This is a genomic window from Ponticaulis profundi (genome assembly GCF_042659465.1).
GTDB classification, from domain to species: domain Bacteria; phylum Pseudomonadota; class Alphaproteobacteria; order Caulobacterales; family Hyphomonadaceae; genus Ponticaulis; species Ponticaulis profundi.
The window spans coordinates 331,843-350,048 of record NZ_JBHSSW010000005.1; the positions used below are offsets into that span (position 1 = coordinate 331,843).

16 protein-coding genes are annotated in these 18,206 nt (G+C 57.5%); 10 read left to right on the plus strand and 6 right to left on the minus strand.

The genetic code is table 11. The annotated features are described in order from the left end of the window. Positions 1–162 precede the first annotated feature (162 nt). On the minus strand, positions 163–1,044 hold the full coding sequence (locus ACFQDM_RS06630) for a hypothetical protein (RefSeq protein ID WP_377377075.1): 882 nt from the start codon (positions 1,042–1,044) through the stop codon (positions 163–165). Between the two features lie 262 nt (positions 1,045–1,306). Here ACFQDM_RS06630 and ACFQDM_RS06635 point away from each other — a divergent pair, with 262 nt between their 5' ends. Next, entirely contained in the window at positions 1,307–2,575 is a 1,269-nt protein-coding gene (locus ACFQDM_RS06635) for a hypothetical protein (protein WP_377377077.1), read from the plus strand. Between the two features lie 9 nt (positions 2,576–2,584). On the opposite strand, the gene ACFQDM_RS06640 is transcribed toward ACFQDM_RS06635, so the two are convergent. Then, positions 2,585–3,112 (minus strand): hypothetical protein, encoded by a 528-nt coding sequence (locus tag ACFQDM_RS06640; protein WP_377377078.1) that lies wholly within the window; start codon positions 3,110–3,112, stop codon positions 2,585–2,587. A gap of 122 nt (positions 3,113–3,234) precedes the next feature. Between ACFQDM_RS06640 and ACFQDM_RS06645 the strand changes: the two genes are divergently transcribed. Then, positions 3,235–3,756: an RNA polymerase sigma factor gene (locus ACFQDM_RS06645; RefSeq protein WP_377377080.1), complete on the plus strand. Its 522-nt coding sequence runs from the start codon at positions 3,235–3,237 to the stop codon at positions 3,754–3,756. Continuing rightward, complete coding sequence (locus tag ACFQDM_RS06650; RefSeq protein WP_377377082.1) at positions 3,749–4,330, plus strand: hypothetical protein; 582 nt, start codon at positions 3,749–3,751, stop codon at positions 4,328–4,330. The genes ACFQDM_RS06645 and ACFQDM_RS06650 overlap by 8 nt, the downstream gene beginning before the upstream one ends. Positions 4,331–4,369: 39 nt before the next feature. On the opposite strand, the gene ACFQDM_RS06655 is transcribed toward ACFQDM_RS06650, so the two are convergent. Beyond that, positions 4,370–5,134: a thioesterase family protein gene (locus tag ACFQDM_RS06655; protein ID WP_377377084.1), complete on the minus strand. Its 765-nt coding sequence runs from the start codon at positions 5,132–5,134 to the stop codon at positions 4,370–4,372. A gap of 214 nt (positions 5,135–5,348) precedes the next feature. Between ACFQDM_RS06655 and ACFQDM_RS06660 the strand changes: the two genes are divergently transcribed. From ACFQDM_RS06660 to ACFQDM_RS06670, 3 genes are all read left to right on the plus strand, one after another. Beyond that, positions 5,349–7,133, plus strand: coding sequence for a caspase family protein (locus ACFQDM_RS06660; RefSeq protein ID WP_377377086.1), 1,785 nt, complete (start codon positions 5,349–5,351; stop codon positions 7,131–7,133). 64 nt (positions 7,134–7,197) lie between these two features. Continuing rightward, entirely contained in the window at positions 7,198–8,760 is a 1,563-nt protein-coding gene (locus ACFQDM_RS06665; protein ID WP_377377087.1) for a tetratricopeptide repeat protein, read from the plus strand. A 182-nt stretch (positions 8,761–8,942) separates the two neighbouring features. Next, complete coding sequence (locus tag ACFQDM_RS06670; RefSeq protein ID WP_377377089.1) at positions 8,943–9,128, plus strand: hypothetical protein; 186 nt, start codon at positions 8,943–8,945, stop codon at positions 9,126–9,128. Between the two features lie 164 nt (positions 9,129–9,292). On the opposite strand, the gene ACFQDM_RS06675 is transcribed toward ACFQDM_RS06670, so the two are convergent. Continuing rightward, the gene (locus tag ACFQDM_RS06675) at positions 9,293–10,114 is read right to left on the minus strand and encodes a hypothetical protein (RefSeq protein ID WP_377377092.1); all 822 of its coding nucleotides are present in this window, start codon (positions 10,112–10,114) and stop codon (positions 9,293–9,295) included. A 276-nt stretch (positions 10,115–10,390) separates the two neighbouring features. Beyond that, on the minus strand, positions 10,391–12,196 hold the full coding sequence (gene lepA / locus ACFQDM_RS06680) for a translation elongation factor 4 (RefSeq protein WP_377377133.1): 1,806 nt from the start codon (positions 12,194–12,196) through the stop codon (positions 10,391–10,393). Positions 12,197–12,281: 85 nt separating this feature from the next. Here lepA and ACFQDM_RS06685 point away from each other — a divergent pair, with 85 nt between their 5' ends. The 4 genes from ACFQDM_RS06685 (at position 12,282) to ACFQDM_RS06700 (ending at position 17,219) form a co-directional block, all read left to right on the plus strand. Beyond that, positions 12,282–13,130 carry a hypothetical protein gene (locus ACFQDM_RS06685; RefSeq protein ID WP_377377094.1) on the plus strand — a complete coding sequence of 283 codons (849 nt, stop codon included), beginning with the start codon at positions 12,282–12,284 and terminating at the stop codon, positions 13,128–13,130. Between the two features lie 57 nt (positions 13,131–13,187). Next, positions 13,188–14,423: a potassium/proton antiporter gene (locus tag ACFQDM_RS06690; RefSeq protein ID WP_377377096.1), complete on the plus strand. Its 1,236-nt coding sequence runs from the start codon at positions 13,188–13,190 to the stop codon at positions 14,421–14,423. 180 nt (positions 14,424–14,603) lie between these two features. Then, positions 14,604–16,121 carry an acetyl-CoA hydrolase/transferase family protein gene (locus tag ACFQDM_RS06695; RefSeq protein ID WP_377377098.1) on the plus strand — a complete coding sequence of 506 codons (1,518 nt, stop codon included), beginning with the start codon at positions 14,604–14,606 and terminating at the stop codon, positions 16,119–16,121. Between the two features lie 204 nt (positions 16,122–16,325). Then, the gene (locus ACFQDM_RS06700) at positions 16,326–17,219 is read left to right on the plus strand and encodes a pyridoxal-phosphate dependent enzyme (protein WP_377377100.1); all 894 of its coding nucleotides are present in this window, start codon (positions 16,326–16,328) and stop codon (positions 17,217–17,219) included. Here the strand turns inward: ACFQDM_RS06700 and ACFQDM_RS06705 are convergent, their stop codons facing one another. Then, positions 17,220–17,831 (minus strand): LysE family translocator, encoded by a 612-nt coding sequence (locus ACFQDM_RS06705; protein ID WP_377377102.1) that lies wholly within the window; start codon positions 17,829–17,831, stop codon positions 17,220–17,222. It lies immediately after the preceding gene. Positions 17,832–18,206: the final 375 nt, after the last annotated feature.

The following is an 18,206-nucleotide window of genomic DNA, read 5'->3' on the forward strand; positions in this document are numbered from 1 at the left end:
TTCCCCCAAATCCGCCGGCTCGTGCCGCTCCGTCCTCGGGGATGAATAGATACGATTTCAATCCAGAGTGTCAATACCGTGACACTTCAATGACATCCTCTCTCATTGTGCATAACAATGCCCTAACGTAAATGCGGTTCCTTAACCCGTGCAGGCCGCCACTCAGAATTCCGCGCAGCCCGAAAGGGCCCAGCACCCGGCAAGGTGGAGCTCTGTGAGGGCGATGCGGTCCTCATCAGGAATGTTGTCGAGGAGGTCAGGGGGCGGATACCAGTTTTCCAGCTTCATAAAGAAAGGCGGAAAAGGACGCCTCGCCTGATGCGCCGCAAACGGGCCATCAAGACATCGAATGAGGGGGCCCTCAGCTTCATCTGAGCTGAGACAGAATTCCGAGCGGTAGAGACGCTGGGCCAGCCGTTCGGCATGCGCCTCCGCCCTGGCAAAGGCGCCGGGAAGCGCCTGCAGGCGTTTGATCAGGGTTCCCGCATCGATTTCGGCCCAGTCGAGTGGCTGCCAGGCATGTCGACTGGCCGACCTGCCGCGCGCAGGCCCGGATGGGACCGGCAAAGGCGTAAAACTGCTCCGCGCGGCTGGCTTGTCAGCTTCCGTCAGGACCAGCGGGTCGTAGGGACGCCGTTCAGGAAGGGCGCGAGTTGCCGGTGTGGGCTGGCTTGACGCCTGCGCGCGAAACGCCCCGCTCTTTAAAAGCTCGGTTGCCAGAAAGAGAATGAAACAACGCAAACCATGCTCGATCCGTCGAATTTGCGCTCTGAGGCGGCGGGCATGGATCGCATAAAGCGTCGTCCATGGCTGATGATAGGTTTCCGGCGCATTCGGTATGAGATTTACGTCCAGAAAGCCCAGCGCACCGTCCAGAAGACGGGAGAGTCGCGCGCGATGCGTCGCCGGTGAGCTGGCCTCTGCCTGCTCAACCTGCGGCGCGATGATCCGCGCAATCGTGAACGCATCCGTATCTGACATGCCGCCAGTATGAGGGCAGTTCGGATATGTGGGATAAGATTGTTCGGGGGCGCGCGCAGCCATCTGCCCCGAGCGTGAAAACGACGCGGGAATGGCGCTCCAGCATAGCCTGCCCTGTTCCGATCCATCTTTCGTTTGAAATGCTCTTGCAACTTAATTGCATTTAATCTTGACGAAGAGACGCAACATAGAGATGCTGCAAACCTAACTACAGATTGTTATTTCAGTATTTTTTGATTTGTGGCGTTCCGAGTCTTCGCCCGGAACATCTGAAAGGGTCATTATGTCTTCCGTCCGAATATCCAAGATACATGTGTGCTCAGCCATGGCGCTGGCTGGCGCGTTACTGCCCACGGGTCAGGCTCTGGCACAGGAGAAAGCCGCGCGCTCTGACGCCGAGGTCGCAAAACTTGAAACACTCTCGGCGCTGTCTCGAAAAGCAGTGGAAACACCGGACGGCACGACGGTCTTAAGGACGGAATCGGGCAGTATGTATTTCCGAGAGGCCACGGCAGAGAAGCGTCAGACAGAGACCTTGCCGGATCTCACAATCGCTGTTTCAGAGCTCAGCGATGAAGCATTACGTGAGGTGCTCTTTTCACCCCCGAGCCGCGCAACATACGATCCCCCTGAAGGATATCTGACAGGTTATGCAGATTATCTGGATGCCGCACAGGAGGAATGGTACCGGCGCATCGAACAAGCCTGCGACGGACTATCAGACGAAGCGGTGGCCACGCTCGACGACAATCTTTGTCGGCGTGTCGCATCGCGTAAAACCGCCCATGAGCGCTATCTGATCGACTCCAACCCAGATGCACCACCCGTCGTCGATGAGATGAAGACCATCGAGGACAGGCTGGCCGAACAGGAAGCCGATAGCGTCTGGACGAAAGCCAAGGAAGAGGCGTTGCGCGAACGCGCCCATGTGGGAATGAAAATGCAGAAAGACCGCCTTCAGGACGCGCTGAACGCAGCGGTCGCAGAAGGCGTGTTCACGCAAGCTGAAGCGGACCAAAAGCTCGCGAGCATGGAAGATGAAGACACCCTGATTGAAGCATCCATCGCACAAGCAAAACGCAATGCTGTGTCAGCCGACGCTATTGCGGTGATCGAAACACTGCCCCCTGTGGTCGATCCGGTGCTGACCGATTTCGGGTGTGAGATCCTGCAGTCGACAGCCAATCCGGAGCTGAAACGGCAAAGCCCGGATGAGGGAGCAGAGGACGAGCTTGTCGCGATAGGTCGGCAGGTCGTCGCGCAGTGTGACAATATCGATGTCATGGTCACCTATCGGGATGATGCGCTCGACCCGATACGCCCCGCCCGGGCGCAATGGCATATCCCTTCCTGGGTACGGGAGACCGATTTCACGCCGGGCGATCTGTCACAACGCTTCAAGGTAACACAAGCCGGACTTCGACAGGATCGTTATCAGTGGCGCAGCACCAGCAAATTCGCTGATCTGATATTTGAATATGACACGTCAGATGAAAGCTATGAGACGGCGCGGTCCATAATGGAAGCGATCGTTCAGACGCTCGACACGGAATTGCCCGGACCTGACGTTCGGTCGGAAACAGACGGAAGCTAGCCTCAGCCCTCAATAGAGTTGATGGATATGGCTGGTTTTCAGAAGGTCTGGTGGGGCGTGTTGTTGCAATGCGCCCCAGATCTGCTTGACCGGCGTTTTCAGCATGGCCGCCGGAAAGGCATGTGCGCCAAAGCCAACCAGGCTGAACAGGCGTGATGTCAGAGACATGTGTTTCGGACGAAAAAACACAATCACGGCGCCGCGATTGTTGCGTAGCTTGATCAGGCGCAACGCCTCCCAGCTGAGCGAGGTTTGCGGCGTGGTCGTATGATCTATCACACCCCTGGAGCTGATGGTCAGGACAGGTCCCGTCATTGCGGCGATATGCCGACTGCGTTTTGCGTTCCGCACCACAGAGCTGACCGCCAGGACAGCCAGTGGCGCAAGCATAACCACTAGAATCCACATGGGCGAGCCATTTGCGATGAGAATGACGGCGGCGAGTAAGAACAACCCGGCCAGAAAAGCGGCAAAGACCATGCTCATACGGCCAAGCGAGCGCGCCGTTGATGCCTGCGCGTAAACCTGCAATGTCATATCCGGCCAATCCCCCGACAAGTCCTGCCCCACAGGTCAGGAAACGCCCGGCCCCGGACATTCCGGCCAAAATATTTTCAGAATTCTTGTAAGAAACCCGCAGCTGGTCAGACTATCTGATCATGACCAAGGGAAACGATCAGGACGCACGCTATCTGGAGGCAAGCACCGAATATGGTGCGAGCCTGGAACGGCTGGCCATCACCATGGAGGCCAATCCTGCCCGGCGCCATGACCTGTTGCAGGATATGCATGTGGCGCTGTGGCGAAGCCTTGCCCGGTTTGATGGGCGATGCAGCCTGCGCACCTGGGTCTATCGGGTGGCGCACAATGTGGCGGCGAGCCATGTGGCACGGGAAAAGCGTCATCACAGCCGACAGGTTTCCGACGACGCACTGGCCGATATGCCCGGCGGTGAGGATTTGCAAAGCGCGCAGGAACGATCCGATGCGCTGGCAAAGCTGCATGCCTGGATCCGCGGCCTGAAACCGGAGGAGCGCCAGATCATGACCTTGTATCTGGAAGACCTCGACACCCAGACAATTGCAGAGATTTCCGGGCTGACACCCGGTGCGGTTTCAACGCGGATTTCGCGGCTGAAGGACCGACTGCAGCACGCATTCAGGGAGGATGACCATGCCTGAAGACAAACACCTCCAGGAACTCTGGAAATCACAGGACACAAAGGATTTTCACATGACACTTGATGAGATTCACACTCGCGCGGACAAATTCCAGTCGACAGTGCGCCGGCGCAATATCACCGAATATATCACAGGCGGCCTTGTTGCCCTGGTCTTTGCCGCCATCGCCGTGCTGATCCCTGAACCCATCGTGCGGGCGGGCTGCGTTCTGATCGTGCTGGGTACGCTGTATGTGGTCTGGCAACTCCACAAACAGGCCAGCGCGCAAGCGCTTGGCGCCCATGAGACAGCGATGAGCCTTGCAGATTTTCACCTGACAGAGCTGCGCCGTCAGCGTGATGCGCTTTCCACGGTGTGGCGATGGTATCTGGCCCCCTTCATTCCGGGCATGCTGGTCTTCATGTTTGGCGTGACGTTTTCAGCCGATAACCCGGCACCATGGGCTGCAAAGCTTGGCACGCTGGCGATTGGTCTTCTCATCGTCGTCGCGATTGATGTCGGGATCTGGAAGCTGAACCAGTCGGCTGCGCGCAAGCTCACCGAAGAGATCGAATCGCTGGAGGCTGAGCAGTAACACCATGGCGCCGCATATCCTGCGGCGCCATGCCTGTATCTATTTGCGCTGATCAATCACCAGACATTGCGTCGCCCGGCCGAAAAAGCCCTGCTCATCGGCCAGCTCGCCATAGGAAATGCCCCGCCCTTCCGGACCGATCCAGGCATTTGCCGCCAGCATGATCTTTTCGCCGACGGGCTTGCGCGCAAAATCAATGGTCAGATCGGCATTGATGAAGGTCCATTTCTCGAAATCGAGGCCCGAGCCAAAGCCGTTGCAATAGTCCCCCGTGGCCGCTGCGCGCATGGAGGGTGTGGTCGGATAATCGCCAAGCCATGGCCGGGCAATGTGAAACCAGGCCGCGCGTCGCATATGGGCAGGCGCGGAGCTGGCCTCATAAATCGTCACACCATCATTAAACCCCCTGAAGCGGCGCACTTCATGCTGAACCTCGCTGGCGGGAAAATCTGCAGGCGGTGGGCGCACACTTTCCGGCATGTCGAACTCGGCTTCGCGAACCTTCAGAATGGCCGCGCGGCAGACTTCCTTGTCATTGGCGATCAGGGTGATGTCTGCCGCCTGAATATTGCGTCCCTGCCGGGTGATATCGGTGCGCACCGTCAGTTCACCGAGCGGAATGGGACGCTTCATATCGACGGTCAGCCGGGTGAGCATCATCGGGGCATCTGACGGCAGGTTCTCAGCGATATGCGTGATCAGACCCGTCGGCGCGCCGCCATGCTGCATGCCAGGATCCCAGGGCCCCGCCGTGTGCGGACTGGCAATGACCTTGTCGCCCCTGAGTTCGAAATACGGCTCCATGAAACCTCCCCGATTATTATGTGTAGTTCACTATATTGAAATCAAAGCTGACGCGGGAGGAGTCAATGGGAATTTGCGCACGGAAGACAGCCCGCCACGCGTTTTCGCCTGTCCTGACTTACGAAACCCAGCCGTTAACACAAATTTACCACTTCTGATTGCCCGCCAAACATGTTAAGATGACGCCCGTCATTGAGGGCCTTGGGGGGCGGTGATGAGCGATCAGACTTTGAAGATCATGTGTGTTCACGGGCTGGGTGGGCATCCGGGAACGATCTGGCAGGATCATTGGAAAGCCGAGCTGGAAAGCGCGTTTTCCCATTTGAACGGTGTTGAGCTGGACTTCCGGTTTGCCGGTTATGACCATTTGTTCGAGGACACCCATATTTCGATCGGCGAAGTGGGGGAGGCGCTGGTCAAGCTTGGCTGGTCGGGCCTGTCACAGGTCTGGCCTTTCCGGCGACGCGGGCTGTGGGACTGGTTCGATGATCTTGCCGAGGACATTCGCTATAGCGCAGGCTATGTCGTCGCCTGGGTGGCCGATGAAGACTTCAAGGCCCGCACGCGGAAATTCATTCTCAACCATATTGCAGACTACAAGCCCGATGTGCTGCTCGGCCACTCGCTCGGCTCACTGATCACCTATAACGCGCTGGCCCATCCGGACGCCATGGAAGATGGTCTGGATGAGGTGCTTGCGCAGATGCGCTATGTGACGTTCGGCTCACAGCTCAACAATCCGTTCGTGAAGAAGAACCTCACCAATGGCCGGATTGCGCGGCTCAATGTCGAGAAATGGTATCACCTCTTCAACCAGCACGACAAAGTCTTCACCGCGCCGATCTCCCTGCCCTCGGCCCGCAATTTCGTGCAACTGCACACGCCTTTTGAGAAAGCAGCGGATATGACCCCGCACAGCTCGAAAGGCTATTTCAATCACGACGTCACGCGCAGCCTGCTCTGGCCGGAGATTGTCGAGGATGCGGGCGTGGAGATTGCCGGCCTGCCGGGTGTGCGCAGTTTTCTGTCGACCGAACGGCAGCGCCCGCCACAACGCAAAGCCCTGCTGGTTGGCATTAATGACTATGCCTCGCCTGCCATTCCTACGCTGGAAGGCTGTGTGAACGATGTCTATGAGATGAGCGCCGTTCTGCAGGAGATCGGCTTTGCGCCGCAGGACATTCGCGTCTGCCTGAATGACCGGGCCACGACGGAGGGCATTCTGGAACGGCTTGCCTGGCTGCTGGCCGAGGCCGCCCCCGGCGATGAGCTTTTGTTCTATTGCAGCTCGCACGGCACGCGTTACCCGGAATACGGCGCGAGCGGAGAGCCTGACCGGTTTGTCGAAGCACTCGTCCCTTATGATTTCGACTGGGATGAAGGCCGGGCCATTCTGGACCGCCAGCTTGCCGAGCTTTATGCGCAGCTGTCTTACGATACGCGCTTTGTGATGATCTTTGATGCCTGCAATTCCGGCGGCATGTCGCGATCCGGCGGTGCGCCGAAAGGGATTTCGCCGCCCGATGACATTCGCCACCGCCAGCTGAAATGGGACAAGGAAACGCAAATGTGGGTGCCGCGCAGTTTCGAGCGCATCACGCCTGCCTTTGCGACCAACTCGGAATGGGAAAAACAAATGCTCGGCCAGTCCGCCGCCTGCGAACGGCTCGGCCGCGCCGCCAGCCTTCGCGGCATTACCGACCAGAAATATGTCGCCATCCGGGACGAACAGGCCGAGATCGCCACCGGCCCTTATCTGCCCGTCATACTGTCCGCCTGTCAGGAAAGCGAATACGCGTTTGAATATGTCCATGGCGCAACGAGCTATGGCGCCTTTACCTATTCGCTGGTCAATCTCCTGCGGCGTAGCAAACCGGGCAGCGTGACCTTTGCCGAGCTGGTGGATCGCACCTCCAGACAGCTGAGCGAACTTGGTTATGACCAGCGCCCGGAACTGGTCGGCCCGTCTGCCATGACGGAGGGCCCGTTGCCATGGTAACAGGCTGAACTTGTCAAATCCCCCCTGATTTTGCAGAAATAAATGAAATGAAGGGGGAACGGATATGCAGCGCCTGTTTTTATATCTTTGCTTTGGACTGTTCTGGACGACGTCTGCACTGGCGCAGACAGATGATCCGATTGCACTTGTTTATAACAGCCTGGAGGATCCCTGCGACTATCGCGCCTTTGCCGAGAGCTATCCGGACTCCGCTTTTGCCCCGCTGGCTGAGCGCCGCGGCGAAGCCTGCGATGAAGCAGACAGCAGCAATCTCCCGTCGGGCACCGATTCAACATCGACCTTTCAGGTGACCTTCAGCGAAATCGAGCTGAACACGACGTACACCAAAGATCTGACAAACCGCGTGCTTGAGGCCGGTCTTGCGGAAACGCTGCGCCGCGAAGCCGAAGCGGGCAATTCCACCGCGCAATTCCTGCTCGGCTATGCGATCCGGCGCGGTTATGCCCCTTTCGAAGAAAATGTCGCGCTCGGGCATGACTGGGTTAAAACGTCCTGTGAGGCTGGCCATCCGCGCGGATGCCTCAGCTTTGCGTTCAACCTGGCGAATGGGAATGGGGCACCAAAAGACCGCCATGCCGCGTTCGATCTGTTCTCCCGGCTCTGCGATGAAGGACTCCCGCTCGCCTGTGAGCAGGTTGGCAATGCCTATCGCAATGAATTTCTGACGGGCATGAAAGACGATAAGCGCGCAAACGCGGCCTTTGAAAAAGCCTGTCGCGGCGATCTCGGTGCCGGATGCCGTTATGCCGCCTGGGGCTATCGCAATGGGAAGGGCCATGAAAAAGACCTTCTCAAAGCCATGGAGCTCTACGCCGATGGTTGCCTGCTTGGAAACACACCTGCCTGCTACGATGGCGGATTGATGCTGGAACAGGACCGCACAGAAGACGCCAACGATCAGGCGACGTTCGAATATCTGAAATCGCTGTATGGCATTGCCTGCGGTCGCGAGCACGCCAATGCCTGTTTCAGACTTGGCGATATCTATAACAAGGGCCGCTATAGCCAGACACCCAATCCGTCCCGCGCCTTCGAGCTGATGAGCCAGGCCTGCGAACATGGCAGCGATAATGGCTGTTATAATGCCGGCTCCTGGCTGATTTCCGGCAAGGCCGGGAAGAAGGATGGCAAGCGCGCGATTGAACTTCTGGGGCCGCTTTGTCTTCGCAAGGAAAATCCCGACATCCAGGCCTGCAACAATGCGGGCACAGCCGCCTATCGCGGCGCTGGCATGGCGGCGCCGGACTATGTGTCTGCGCGTAAATTCTATGAGCAGGCCTGTTATCAGGGCGCGCTGGTGGATTCCTGCCGCACACTTGCCGACATGCTGAGCGAAGGTCAGGGCGGACCGGCCGATCCCGGCGAATGGGAATGGCTGAACGCGCAGCTCTGCTTCAAATCCGAGGAAGAAGATTACTGCAAGCCGAGCCAGAAACAGCACCGAATCTATGCACTGGCGCAGGCCGGAGACTATCGTGAAGCGAGAAATCTCTCAGGCGAGCTCTGCATGATCGGCGACCGGCTCGGCTGCACCTTCCAGGAAACGCTGAACACCTGTCCGTCCAATGCCGAGACCCGGAAAATGTGCGCCAGGTTCTTTGAGTAGGGGAGCGGGGGGCTGGAACACATGCCCGAGCCATTCAGCGCTCTGAACGTTAGAATTTGATTGATTGCGGACGCATCTCCCAAACCACAGTCATTCAAGAATGGTTGAGAAGACTTTTTCATGGACACACCCAGAAAACCCCCTTAAGTTTTTAATTATTAAAAAACAATTTAGTCGAGAATATGCAAAGAACTTTCAGCGATGCATATGTGTTGGAAGATGCCGACACTCAGTGGGTCTTCATAGAATACATGGAAGATGATGAGCTAAAGACCTCGCATGCCATTCCGCAGTCAAAGTCTTTACCGGAAGACAAGGCTATTCGAAATGCGCGCAAGATCATGAATCTGGACGAACCAGACGACTGATCGAGTTTCGATAATTTAATAAACATATCCAGAGGCGTGCGCTTATCAGAACAGCCTTTCGATGTGCCTTACTGTGAGCCTTTTTAGGCGCCGTTAAATTTTTCTTAGTGGGTCGCAAAGCGTGAAGAAATGCATTCGGCACGCCTATCGCTCGGAGACACCACTTACAAAAACGGCGCGAACTGATCCATATGAAACGCACGGACCTCACTCGTTGGATGATCCGAGATAAAAAGAAATCCGTCGTCCATGACGCAGGCACGGTTAGGCCGCCCATCGGTCTTTAACAGCGATTTAGGCTGAAGCGTCGCCCCATCGACCAGAATCACATCCCCATTGTAAGGTCTCGGGATCAGCCACATACCAGATCCCGTCACATATTCCGGAACGCCGATAAACTGGCGCACGGGACGGCCACGGGAAACTCCTGCCGGCTGAAGCACATCCGAACAGCGCGTCTCCATCGTTACCGGATCAATTCGGCAAAACATGTCGTAAGCTGTCATCCAGAGCGTCCCGTCTCGGACCTGCGGGTCACCGTTCCCACGCGGACCGGCGAGCGGGACATATGACAGCTCATCCGAGCGCCAGTCATATACGGCAAATCGACTGTTTCGAGCGATCGCAATCGCAAGACGTTTATCCGGCAGCAGAGCGACCTGTGTCGGCCCGGAATATCCCCGATCGTCCAACTCAAAACGATCATATGACAAATTGAGTTTCAGATATGTGCCGGAGCATGTGTCGACTAGGGCTCTCAGAAACGCAACATCCGGAGTGAAATCGGGCGGCGGCACATCTATCAGGGAGAGTTTTCTGATCGCGCCGCCCGCGCGCGCATCCAACACCGAACAGCCGTCCTCATGCAGCATGACCAGTGTGTTGTCCGCGATCCGTGCGATTTCGCCCCGCAGACCACCAAAATCGGCCGGAACCTCATTCAGCTGACGATCAATGACCAACAGGCGATTTTCGCCGCTCCGCATGGAGGGATACAGCAGAGCGCGTTCGTTATCGAGCCGGATCACATTCGCTTCTCATCGATTTTCTTCAACCTGAGCGTAACATGCCTCCATGGATCAACTTTGCCAATGCTCTGGCGTGAATCCCCGCTTTCATTGCTCGTCGGGGGCAAGGGCTCCAAATTGTGCGCTGGGATCGGCGGTTGAGCGTTAGGTGCTCTCCTTCGAACGCCGGAGACACCAGCGAAGGCTGGTATCCAGGCCTGAGCATGAGAGTTACTGAAGCCGGGAATTAGGCCCCTAATCCCCGTCCATTTTGAGGGCGGCGACGAAGGCTTCCTGCGGAATTTCCACCTTGCCGAACTGGCGCATGCGCTGCTTACCGGCTTTCTGCTTTTCAAGCAGTTTCTTCTTCCGGCTGGCGTCACCACCATAGCATTTCGCCGTCACATCCTTGCGGAGCGCTGAGAGCGTTTCGCGGGCAATGACCTTGCCACCAATCGCAGCCTGGATCGGGATTTTGAACATCTGGCGCGGGATGAGGTCTTTCAGACGCTCGCACATCTGACGGCCCCGGCCCTCTGCGCGGTCGCGGTGAACCAGCATGGCCAGCGCATCGACCGGCTCATCATTGACCAGAATGTTCATCTTCACGAGATTTTCGGCGCGGTGGCCGGTGATCTCATAATCGAAGCTCGCATAGCCGCGCGAGATGGATTTCAGGCGGTCATAGAAGTCGAACACGATCTCGTTGAGCGGCAGCTCATATTTGATCATGGCGCGCCCGCCCACATAGGTGAGCTCGGTCTGAATGCCGCGCCGGTCCTGACAGAGTTTCAGGATGGAGCCGAGATATTCATCCGGCGTGTAGATGGTCGCCGAAATCCACGGCTCGCGGATTTCCTTCACACGCGTGACTTCCGGCATATCCGCCGGATTGTGCAGCTCGATCTCCTCGCCGTCGGTCATGGTCATCTGATAGACCACGCTTGGCGCTGTCGCGATGAGGTCGAGATCGAACTCACGGCTGAGACGTTCCTGAATGATTTCAAGGTGCAAGAGCCCAAGGAAACCGCAGCGGAAGCCCATACCGAGCGCCGCAGATGTTTCCATCTCCCAGGTGAAGCTGGCATCGTTCAGGCGGAGCTTGCCCATGGCCGCGCGCAGATCATCAAAGTCTGCCGCGTCGACCGGGAAGAGACCGCAGAAGACCACGGGCTGGACTTCCTTATAGCCCGGCAGGGCCTTGTCAGTCTGGTTCTTTTCCCAGGTGATGGTGTCACCAATGGCGCAGTCTGCCACTTCCTTGATGGAGGCGATGAGGAAGCCGACTTCGCCGGGTCCCAACTCATCAACATAGGTCGCCTTCGGTGCGAAAACGCCGACATTGTCGACCTCATAGGTCGCGCCGGTACGCATCATGCGCACTTTCTGTTTCTTCTTCAGAACGCCGTCATGGATACGGACGATGACAACAACGCCGAGATACGGGTCGTAATACGCGTCCACCAGCGCCGCCTTGAGCGGCTTTTCAGCATTGCCGCCCGTAGGTGCCGGCAGGTATTTCACAATGCCTTCGAGCACGTCTTCAATGCCAAGACCGGTCTTGGCTGAAATCTCGACAGCGTTTTCAGTGTCGAGGCCGATAATGTCCTCGATCTGCGCCTTGATCCGCTCCGGCTCGGCGGCCGGCAGGTCGATCTTGTTCAGAACAGGCAGGATTTCGTGATCCTGATCAATCGCCTGATACACGTTTGCGAGGGTCTGTGCTTCCACACCCTGAGAGGCATCAACCACCAGAAGCGAACCTTCGCAGGCCGCCAGACAGCGCGAGACTTCATAGGAGAAGTCGACGTGTCCCGGCGTGTCCATGAGGTTCAGGACATACTCCTGGCCATCCTGCGCGATATAGTTCAGGCGCACGGTCTGCGCCTTGATGGTAATGCCGCGCTCGCGCTCGATGTCCATCGAATCGAGCACTTGTTCTTTCATCTCACGGTCTGTCAGACCGCCACATTTCTGGATCAGACGATCTGCCAGCGTGGATTTGCCGTGGTCGATATGGGCAACAATCGAGAAATTGCGGATAAGGCTTTGGTCAATCATCTTCGCCATGTATCACTGAGGTGAAACCTCGCCAAGCGCGGATTGAAAGCTGTTATGCGTTTGGTTTGGACTGGGAGATAAGAGAATGCAAATGTCCACGCTTCGCAATGTCTGTTTCGCCGCGATTTTGAGCGCAAGTCTCGCGCCTGCCGGCTGGAGCGACGAGGTCACGCCCGAAGAGGCAGCCGCCACGCAGGACGCAGGCGCAGAAGCCGAAACGCTCGCGCCGTCTGACGAAGCTCTGTCAGAAACCGCCGCTCTGATCGGTCACGCCCGTCTGAGCGCCGAAACCCTGCGCGATGCGGCACGTCGCATCCTCTCCGGCGAGGGCAATCGCAAGACGGACGAGACACGCCGTCTGGTCGCGGGCTGGGCGAACACCATGTCCTACAAGCTGACGAATGGGCTGAAGGCGCTGGCCGCAAGCGAAGCCAATGTTCTGAAAGCAGAAGCCAAACAGCTGAAAAAGCTGGAAAAGGAACGCGGCCAGATTCGCGACGCCATTGTCGATATGGAAGCCAATCTGAAAGTGCTGAAGGCAAGCCAGCAGCCGCGCGCCGTCGACATGGAAATCGAGAATTTCGAGAAGGCGCTGGACGAGCTGCGCATGGCCATTGCTGATGTCGATGCCACCCGCACCGCCACCCTTGAGTTCGGCTTTGCCGAGCCGCTTGATCAGCCCGCATACAATGTGGTGATGGGCCGCGTGACAACGCTGGTGGAATCTCACAACATTACCCTGATCGCCCCGGAAGAAGACTATGGCGTTCGCCTGTTGCTGAAAGGCGCGGTGCCGGCGGACATGGGGTCCGATGAGGTGCGCAACCTCATCCCGCAATTGTTTGCACCGGTCGATGCGGCTGCAGAGGGCGAACCTGCTGGTCAGGTCACCGAACTGCCGCAACCTGACTTTATTGCAATAGAACTCGACTGATCTGCGGGCGTTAGTCGCCCTGACGGTTACTGATCAGACGAAGACACAAAGGCCCTGATGGAAACGTTTCTGCTGCTCGCCAGTCTGCTGACGATTGTCGGCTTTCTCATGATCCCGGTATCCCGCCGCCTTGGCGCCCCCTTTCTTCTGGTGGTGCTGGCCATTGGGATGCTGGCCGGTGAAGACGGACCGGGCGGCATTAATTTCGACTCCTTTGGCCTGGCCTATGCGGTTGGCGGGCTGGCGCTCGCCATCATTCTGTTTGCAGGCGGTGTGGAAACGCGTGTGCGTGATCTCGACCGCGCCAAGCTGCCTGCGCTGTTGCTCTCCAGTGTCGGCGTTCTGATCACCGCCTGCCTGGTGGGGCTTGTCGGAATCTGGGTGTTCGGGATTGGCCTGTTCGAAGCGCTGCTTTTAGGCGCGGTGGTCGGGTCAACCGATGCTGCAGCGACCTTTCTTCTGATCCGGCAGAATGAAATCGGCCTGAAGCCACGGCTTGAAAGCACGCTGGTTCTGGAATCGGGGATTAACGACCCGATGGCGATTTTCCTCACCATTGTCCTGACCTCGCTTGTCGGCATGGATGTCGAACCGAATGTCACTCAGATTCTGGAATTTCTGCCCATGCTGCTCCTGCAGTTTGGTCTGGGCGGCGTGTTTGGCATTGCAGGCGGCATTCTGCTCTCCATGATGCTGAACCGGCTCAATCTGAGCAAAGGCGTCTATCCGGCGCTCGCTGTGACGGCGGCGATCGGGGTTTATGCCGGGACGGCGCTGCTTGGCGGAAGCGGCTTTCTGGCGGCCTATCTGTGCGGGATTGTTGTGCGTGAGCGAATGAAGGCTGGCGTGTCAGAACGGGTGATCGAATTCTCCGAAGCCATGCAATGGCTTTGCCAGATCGCGCTCTTCCTGATGCTCGGCCTGTTGGTGACGCCCACCAGCCTGCCTGCCGTCTGGTGGCAGGCGACGGTGATTTCGCTGGCCCTGATCTTTGTCGCACGCCCGATGGCGGTGTTTGCCTGCCTGAGTTGGCTCGGCTTTACAGTGCGCGAGCAATTGTTTGTCAGCTGGGTCGGCCTGCGCGGCGCTGTGCCGATCTTTCTGGCCATCCTACCCGTCATCGCGCCAGGACCACTCAGTGTGGGCTTCTTCAATGTGGTGTTTGTGATCGTGGTCACCTCCCTCATCCTGCAGGGGTGGACGGTCTCGCCCATGGCGAAACTCTTCGGCGTGGTCCAGCCAAAACCCGGCGACGAGACAGAAAAGCCCATCAAAGATACGCCTGAAAACTAGGCGCGAACGCGTTCATGGGACTTAGGTCGAATTGTCAGAACGCGCCGCGAGCCCCACTCGATAAGGCAAAACGATAATCATCGGGGAAGAAAGACATGCCGCCCGGCAAACCGGGTGACGAGACGGATACGCACACTGGAATGATGGCCGGCTTTATCGGCCCAGAAGGAAAGTGGTTTCATGTCTTCAGATCGCGTGCGTCACCCCGGATTGATGAACAAGGTTGTTTCGGCTGAAGAAGCCGCCCTGTTGTTCAAGGATGGCATGACCGTCGGCATGAGCGGGTTCACCCGTGCCGGCGAAGCAAAGGCGGTCCCTATGGCGCTCGCAGAACGCGCCCGGAAAGACCCTCTGAAAATTTCACTCATCACAGGCGCCTCTCTTGGAAATGACCTCGACAAGACGCTGGCCGAAGCCCACGTCCTGTCACGCCGTATGCCGTTTCAGGCAGACCCGGCGCTGCGCAAGGCCATCAATGATGGCGAGGTGATGTTCGTCGATCAGCACCTTTCCGAAACCGTGGAAATGCTGCGCACACGCCAGATCGGCCCGGTCGATATTGCCGTGATTGAAGCTGTTGCGATCACCGAACAGGGCGGGATTGTCCCGACGACCTCCGTGGGCAACTCGGCCAGCTTTGCCATTCTGGCGGACAAGGTGATTGTGGAGATCAACCTCAACCAGCCAGATGCGCTGGAAGGTCTGCACGATATCTATATTCCGACCCACCGCCCGACGCGCATGCCCATTCCGGTGGTGACGCCGGAAAGCCGCGTCGGCCTGCCTTTCATTCCGATTGACCCGGACAAGATCGCCGCCATCGTCTTTACCGAGAAGCTGGATTCCTCCTCCACAATTCTGCCGCCCGATGATGAGACGCGCGACATTGCGGGGCATTTGGCGAGCTTCTTCCTGAATGAAGTGAAACAGGGCCGCCTGACCCATCGTCTGCAGCCTTTGCAGGCCGGGATTGGTACGATCGCGAATGCAGTGTTGCACGGGCTGGTCGATACGCCCTTCCATGACCTGACCATGTATTCCGAAGTCCTGCAGGACTCGACCTTCGATCTGTTCGATGCGGGCAAGCTGAAATTTGCCTCTGGCTCTTCGATCACGCTTTCGGAAGAGAAGTATCACATCATTCTGAAGGATCTGGTGAATTACAAATCGCGCCTGATCCTGCGCCCGCAGGAAATCTCGAACCACCCGGAAGTTGTCCGACGGCTTGGCATTATCTGCATTAACACGGCGCTGGAATTCGACATTTATGGCAATGTGAATTCCACCCATGTGAGCGGCACGAAGATGATGAACGGCATTGGCGGATCAGGAGATTTCGCGCGCAATGGCTATCTGTCTGTCTTCGTCACCAAGGCGACGGCAAAGGATGGACGCATTTCCAGCGTTGTGCCGATGGTGAGCCATGTCGACCACACCGAACATGACGTCGATATTGTCGCCACCGAGTTTGGCCTTGCCGATCTGCGCGGTCTGGCCCCGCGCGAGCGGGCACCGCTGATCATTGCGAATTGCTGCCATCCGGCCTATCGCGAGCAGCTGATGGACTATTATCGCGACGCTCTGAAGCTTGGCGGACATACACCGCACATGCTGAAAGACGCGCTGAGCTGGCATACGCGACTCAGCGACACCGGTTCGATGCTGAAAGACGCAGAGACGGTTGCAAAGGCAGGTTGAGCGCACAGCAATCAGACGGATGCGCCTGTCACATCAACACTTTCCGGATTTCGTGGCACCTAACGTGGCGGAGGGTCACGAAATCGTGTTTCAGAGCTGGATCATCTTTACCACTCTGTGTAATCAGCATGCCTGTGATCCTCTCTCATCAGTTTATCGCTGATTTGCGAGAGTATTTCGTCGGGCGCCTTCGGAGTTTGTATCGTGTTACTTGAATCCCCCCTGTTCCAGCAGTTGGTTTCGCGTGTGGGAAACACGCCCCTGGTAAAGTGGGGAGATGTCGACGGCGCAACCATCTGGCTGAAACTGGAAGGCCAGAACCCGTCCGGTTCGCTAAAAGATCGCCATGTCATCGGCATTCTGCGCGATCTGAATGAGCGCGGTATTCTGGCGCCGGAGAAGGAATTCATCGACACGTCCAGCGGCAGCTATGCCTCTGCGCTCGCCATGTGGGGCGCCGTGCTGGGCATGAAGGTGAATATCGTCACGCGTGAGACGATCGAGAACACCTACAAGCTCTATTTCGACTATGTCGGCGCGAATCTCATCCTGCATGGCACGAACAATGCTGCGGGCCATGAACACTGCAAATGCCTGTATGAAGACTGTCCGGAGAAATACATTTTCACCGACCAGATGAACAACAAGGCTGCGGCGAACGAACATCAGAATACGGCGAAGGAAATTCTCGACACGCTGGATGGCGATGTCGCTGCGATCTTCACCAATCTCGGTTCCGGCGCGAACCTCGCCGGTATGAAAGCCCATGTCGACACAATCGGGCATGGCCTGCAAATGTATGCCGTTACCCAGGCGAAAGATGCCGCAGGCAGTTTCGTCGGCACCTGGAAGGAAGGCTATGTGAAGTCTTTCTATGCCGAATCCATCAAGGCAGACCCGAGCATCAGGGAAGTTCAGACCAGCTATAGCGCCGGCCTGCCGCTCTGGAAGGAACACCTTCTCAGCAAGGGCTTTACGGTTGGTCAGGCCACCAGCGGTGCGCTGGAAGCGGCCATCCGCACAATCAAATCTGACGGTCTGGAAGGCAATATCGTGCTTCTGTCCGGCAATCAGTATGGCTGGAACGTACCGGCCTGATCAGACACTGAGATCGGCCAGCAAAATCCCTGCGACGGTGAGCACAATCAGCCCGGCCATCACCAGATTGAAAGCGCGGAAACGCAGCGGCGTCGATAAGAAGCGGTGAATGGCTGCGCCAAAGGCCGTCCAGCCATTGGCGCTTGTCAGTCCCGCAATCAGAAAGACCAGCGCACCCGCCAGAGGGGCGATCCAGAACGGTTTCGTTTCCGGTAGCTGCCCGGACAGGCTGATCGACATGACCCAGGCTTTCGGGTTGATCCACTGAAACGCCACGGCCCGCGAGAATGTCCAGGGATGTTCATGCGTTTCATCTCCGGCCTGCGGCATGGGCGCGGTCGCAATCTTGTAGGCAATCCACAACAGAATGAGCGCGCCGCCATAGCGCAGCGCTTCACGCAGCAGTGGGACGCTGCGAAACACGCCGCCAAGCCCCAAGGCAATCAGAAAGAACATCAGCGGGAAACCAATGGCGACGCCCATGGTATGCGGCAACGTGCGCCGATACCCAAAGCGCGCGCCGGAGGCCGCCATCAACGCGTTGTTCGGCCCCGGCGTCCAGACAAGGCTGAGCCCCAGCACAAACAGTCCGACCAGATATTCATGTGTCATGAGACAGGTCCCGCAAATCCGTCACGCCCGAAACGCCGGAATTTCAAGCCGGGCATCTATGCAAGATTGCGAAATAATCGCGCCCCCGACAACCGGTGAAAACCGTGTTGTGAGTCAGTATTTCTAATGGAAAAATCGTTTAACCTGCGTCTCCCGTGACGTACAGGATGCAGGGACGCGTAGCAAAGGACATCATGTTTCGGGTGTCGCCGGAGAACGCGGCGATCATTGATGCACTTCGTCCCTCAATGCATCCTTGTCTTAGCGAAATCTGCTATTCTGGGATCGGCAGGTGAGGTCCGTGTGCACCCTTGGCCATCTTTCGATGGGCCGTGCTGTAGCTCGGACTCACCTGCCTTCCAAACCCCAATCTCA

Coding starts and splice junctions, on each gene's coding strand:
- ACFQDM_RS06630 (WP_377377075.1), bottom strand. CDS start 1,044: ATGGCTGCGCGCGCCCCCGAACAATCTTATCCCACATATCCGAACTGC.
- ACFQDM_RS06635 (WP_377377077.1), top strand. CDS start 1,307: ATGGCGCTGGCTGGCGCGTTACTGCCCACGGGTCAGGCTCTGGCACAG.
- ACFQDM_RS06640 (WP_377377078.1), bottom strand. CDS start 3,112: ATGACATTGCAGGTTTACGCGCAGGCATCAACGGCGCGCTCGCTTGGC.
- ACFQDM_RS06645 (WP_377377080.1), top strand. CDS start 3,235: ATGACCAAGGGAAACGATCAGGACGCACGCTATCTGGAGGCAAGCACC.
- ACFQDM_RS06650 (WP_377377082.1), top strand. CDS start 3,749: ATGCCTGAAGACAAACACCTCCAGGAACTCTGGAAATCACAGGACACA.
- ACFQDM_RS06655 (WP_377377084.1), bottom strand. CDS start 5,134: ATGGAGCCGTATTTCGAACTCAGGGGCGACAAGGTCATTGCCAGTCCG.
- ACFQDM_RS06660 (WP_377377086.1), top strand. CDS start 5,349: ATGAGCGATCAGACTTTGAAGATCATGTGTGTTCACGGGCTGGGTGGG.
- ACFQDM_RS06665 (WP_377377087.1), top strand. CDS start 7,198: ATGCAGCGCCTGTTTTTATATCTTTGCTTTGGACTGTTCTGGACGACG.
- ACFQDM_RS06670 (WP_377377089.1), top strand. CDS start 8,943: ATGCAAAGAACTTTCAGCGATGCATATGTGTTGGAAGATGCCGACACT.
- ACFQDM_RS06675 (WP_377377092.1), bottom strand. CDS start 10,114: ATGCGGAGCGGCGAAAATCGCCTGTTGGTCATTGATCGTCAGCTGAAT.
- lepA (WP_377377133.1), bottom strand. CDS start 12,196: ATGATTGACCAAAGCCTTATCCGCAATTTCTCGATTGTTGCCCATATC.
- ACFQDM_RS06685 (WP_377377094.1), top strand. CDS start 12,282: ATGCAAATGTCCACGCTTCGCAATGTCTGTTTCGCCGCGATTTTGAGC.
- ACFQDM_RS06690 (WP_377377096.1), top strand. CDS start 13,188: ATGGAAACGTTTCTGCTGCTCGCCAGTCTGCTGACGATTGTCGGCTTT.
- ACFQDM_RS06695 (WP_377377098.1), top strand. CDS start 14,604: ATGTCTTCAGATCGCGTGCGTCACCCCGGATTGATGAACAAGGTTGTT.
- ACFQDM_RS06705 (WP_377377102.1), bottom strand. CDS start 17,831: ATGACACATGAATATCTGGTCGGACTGTTTGTGCTGGGGCTCAGCCTT.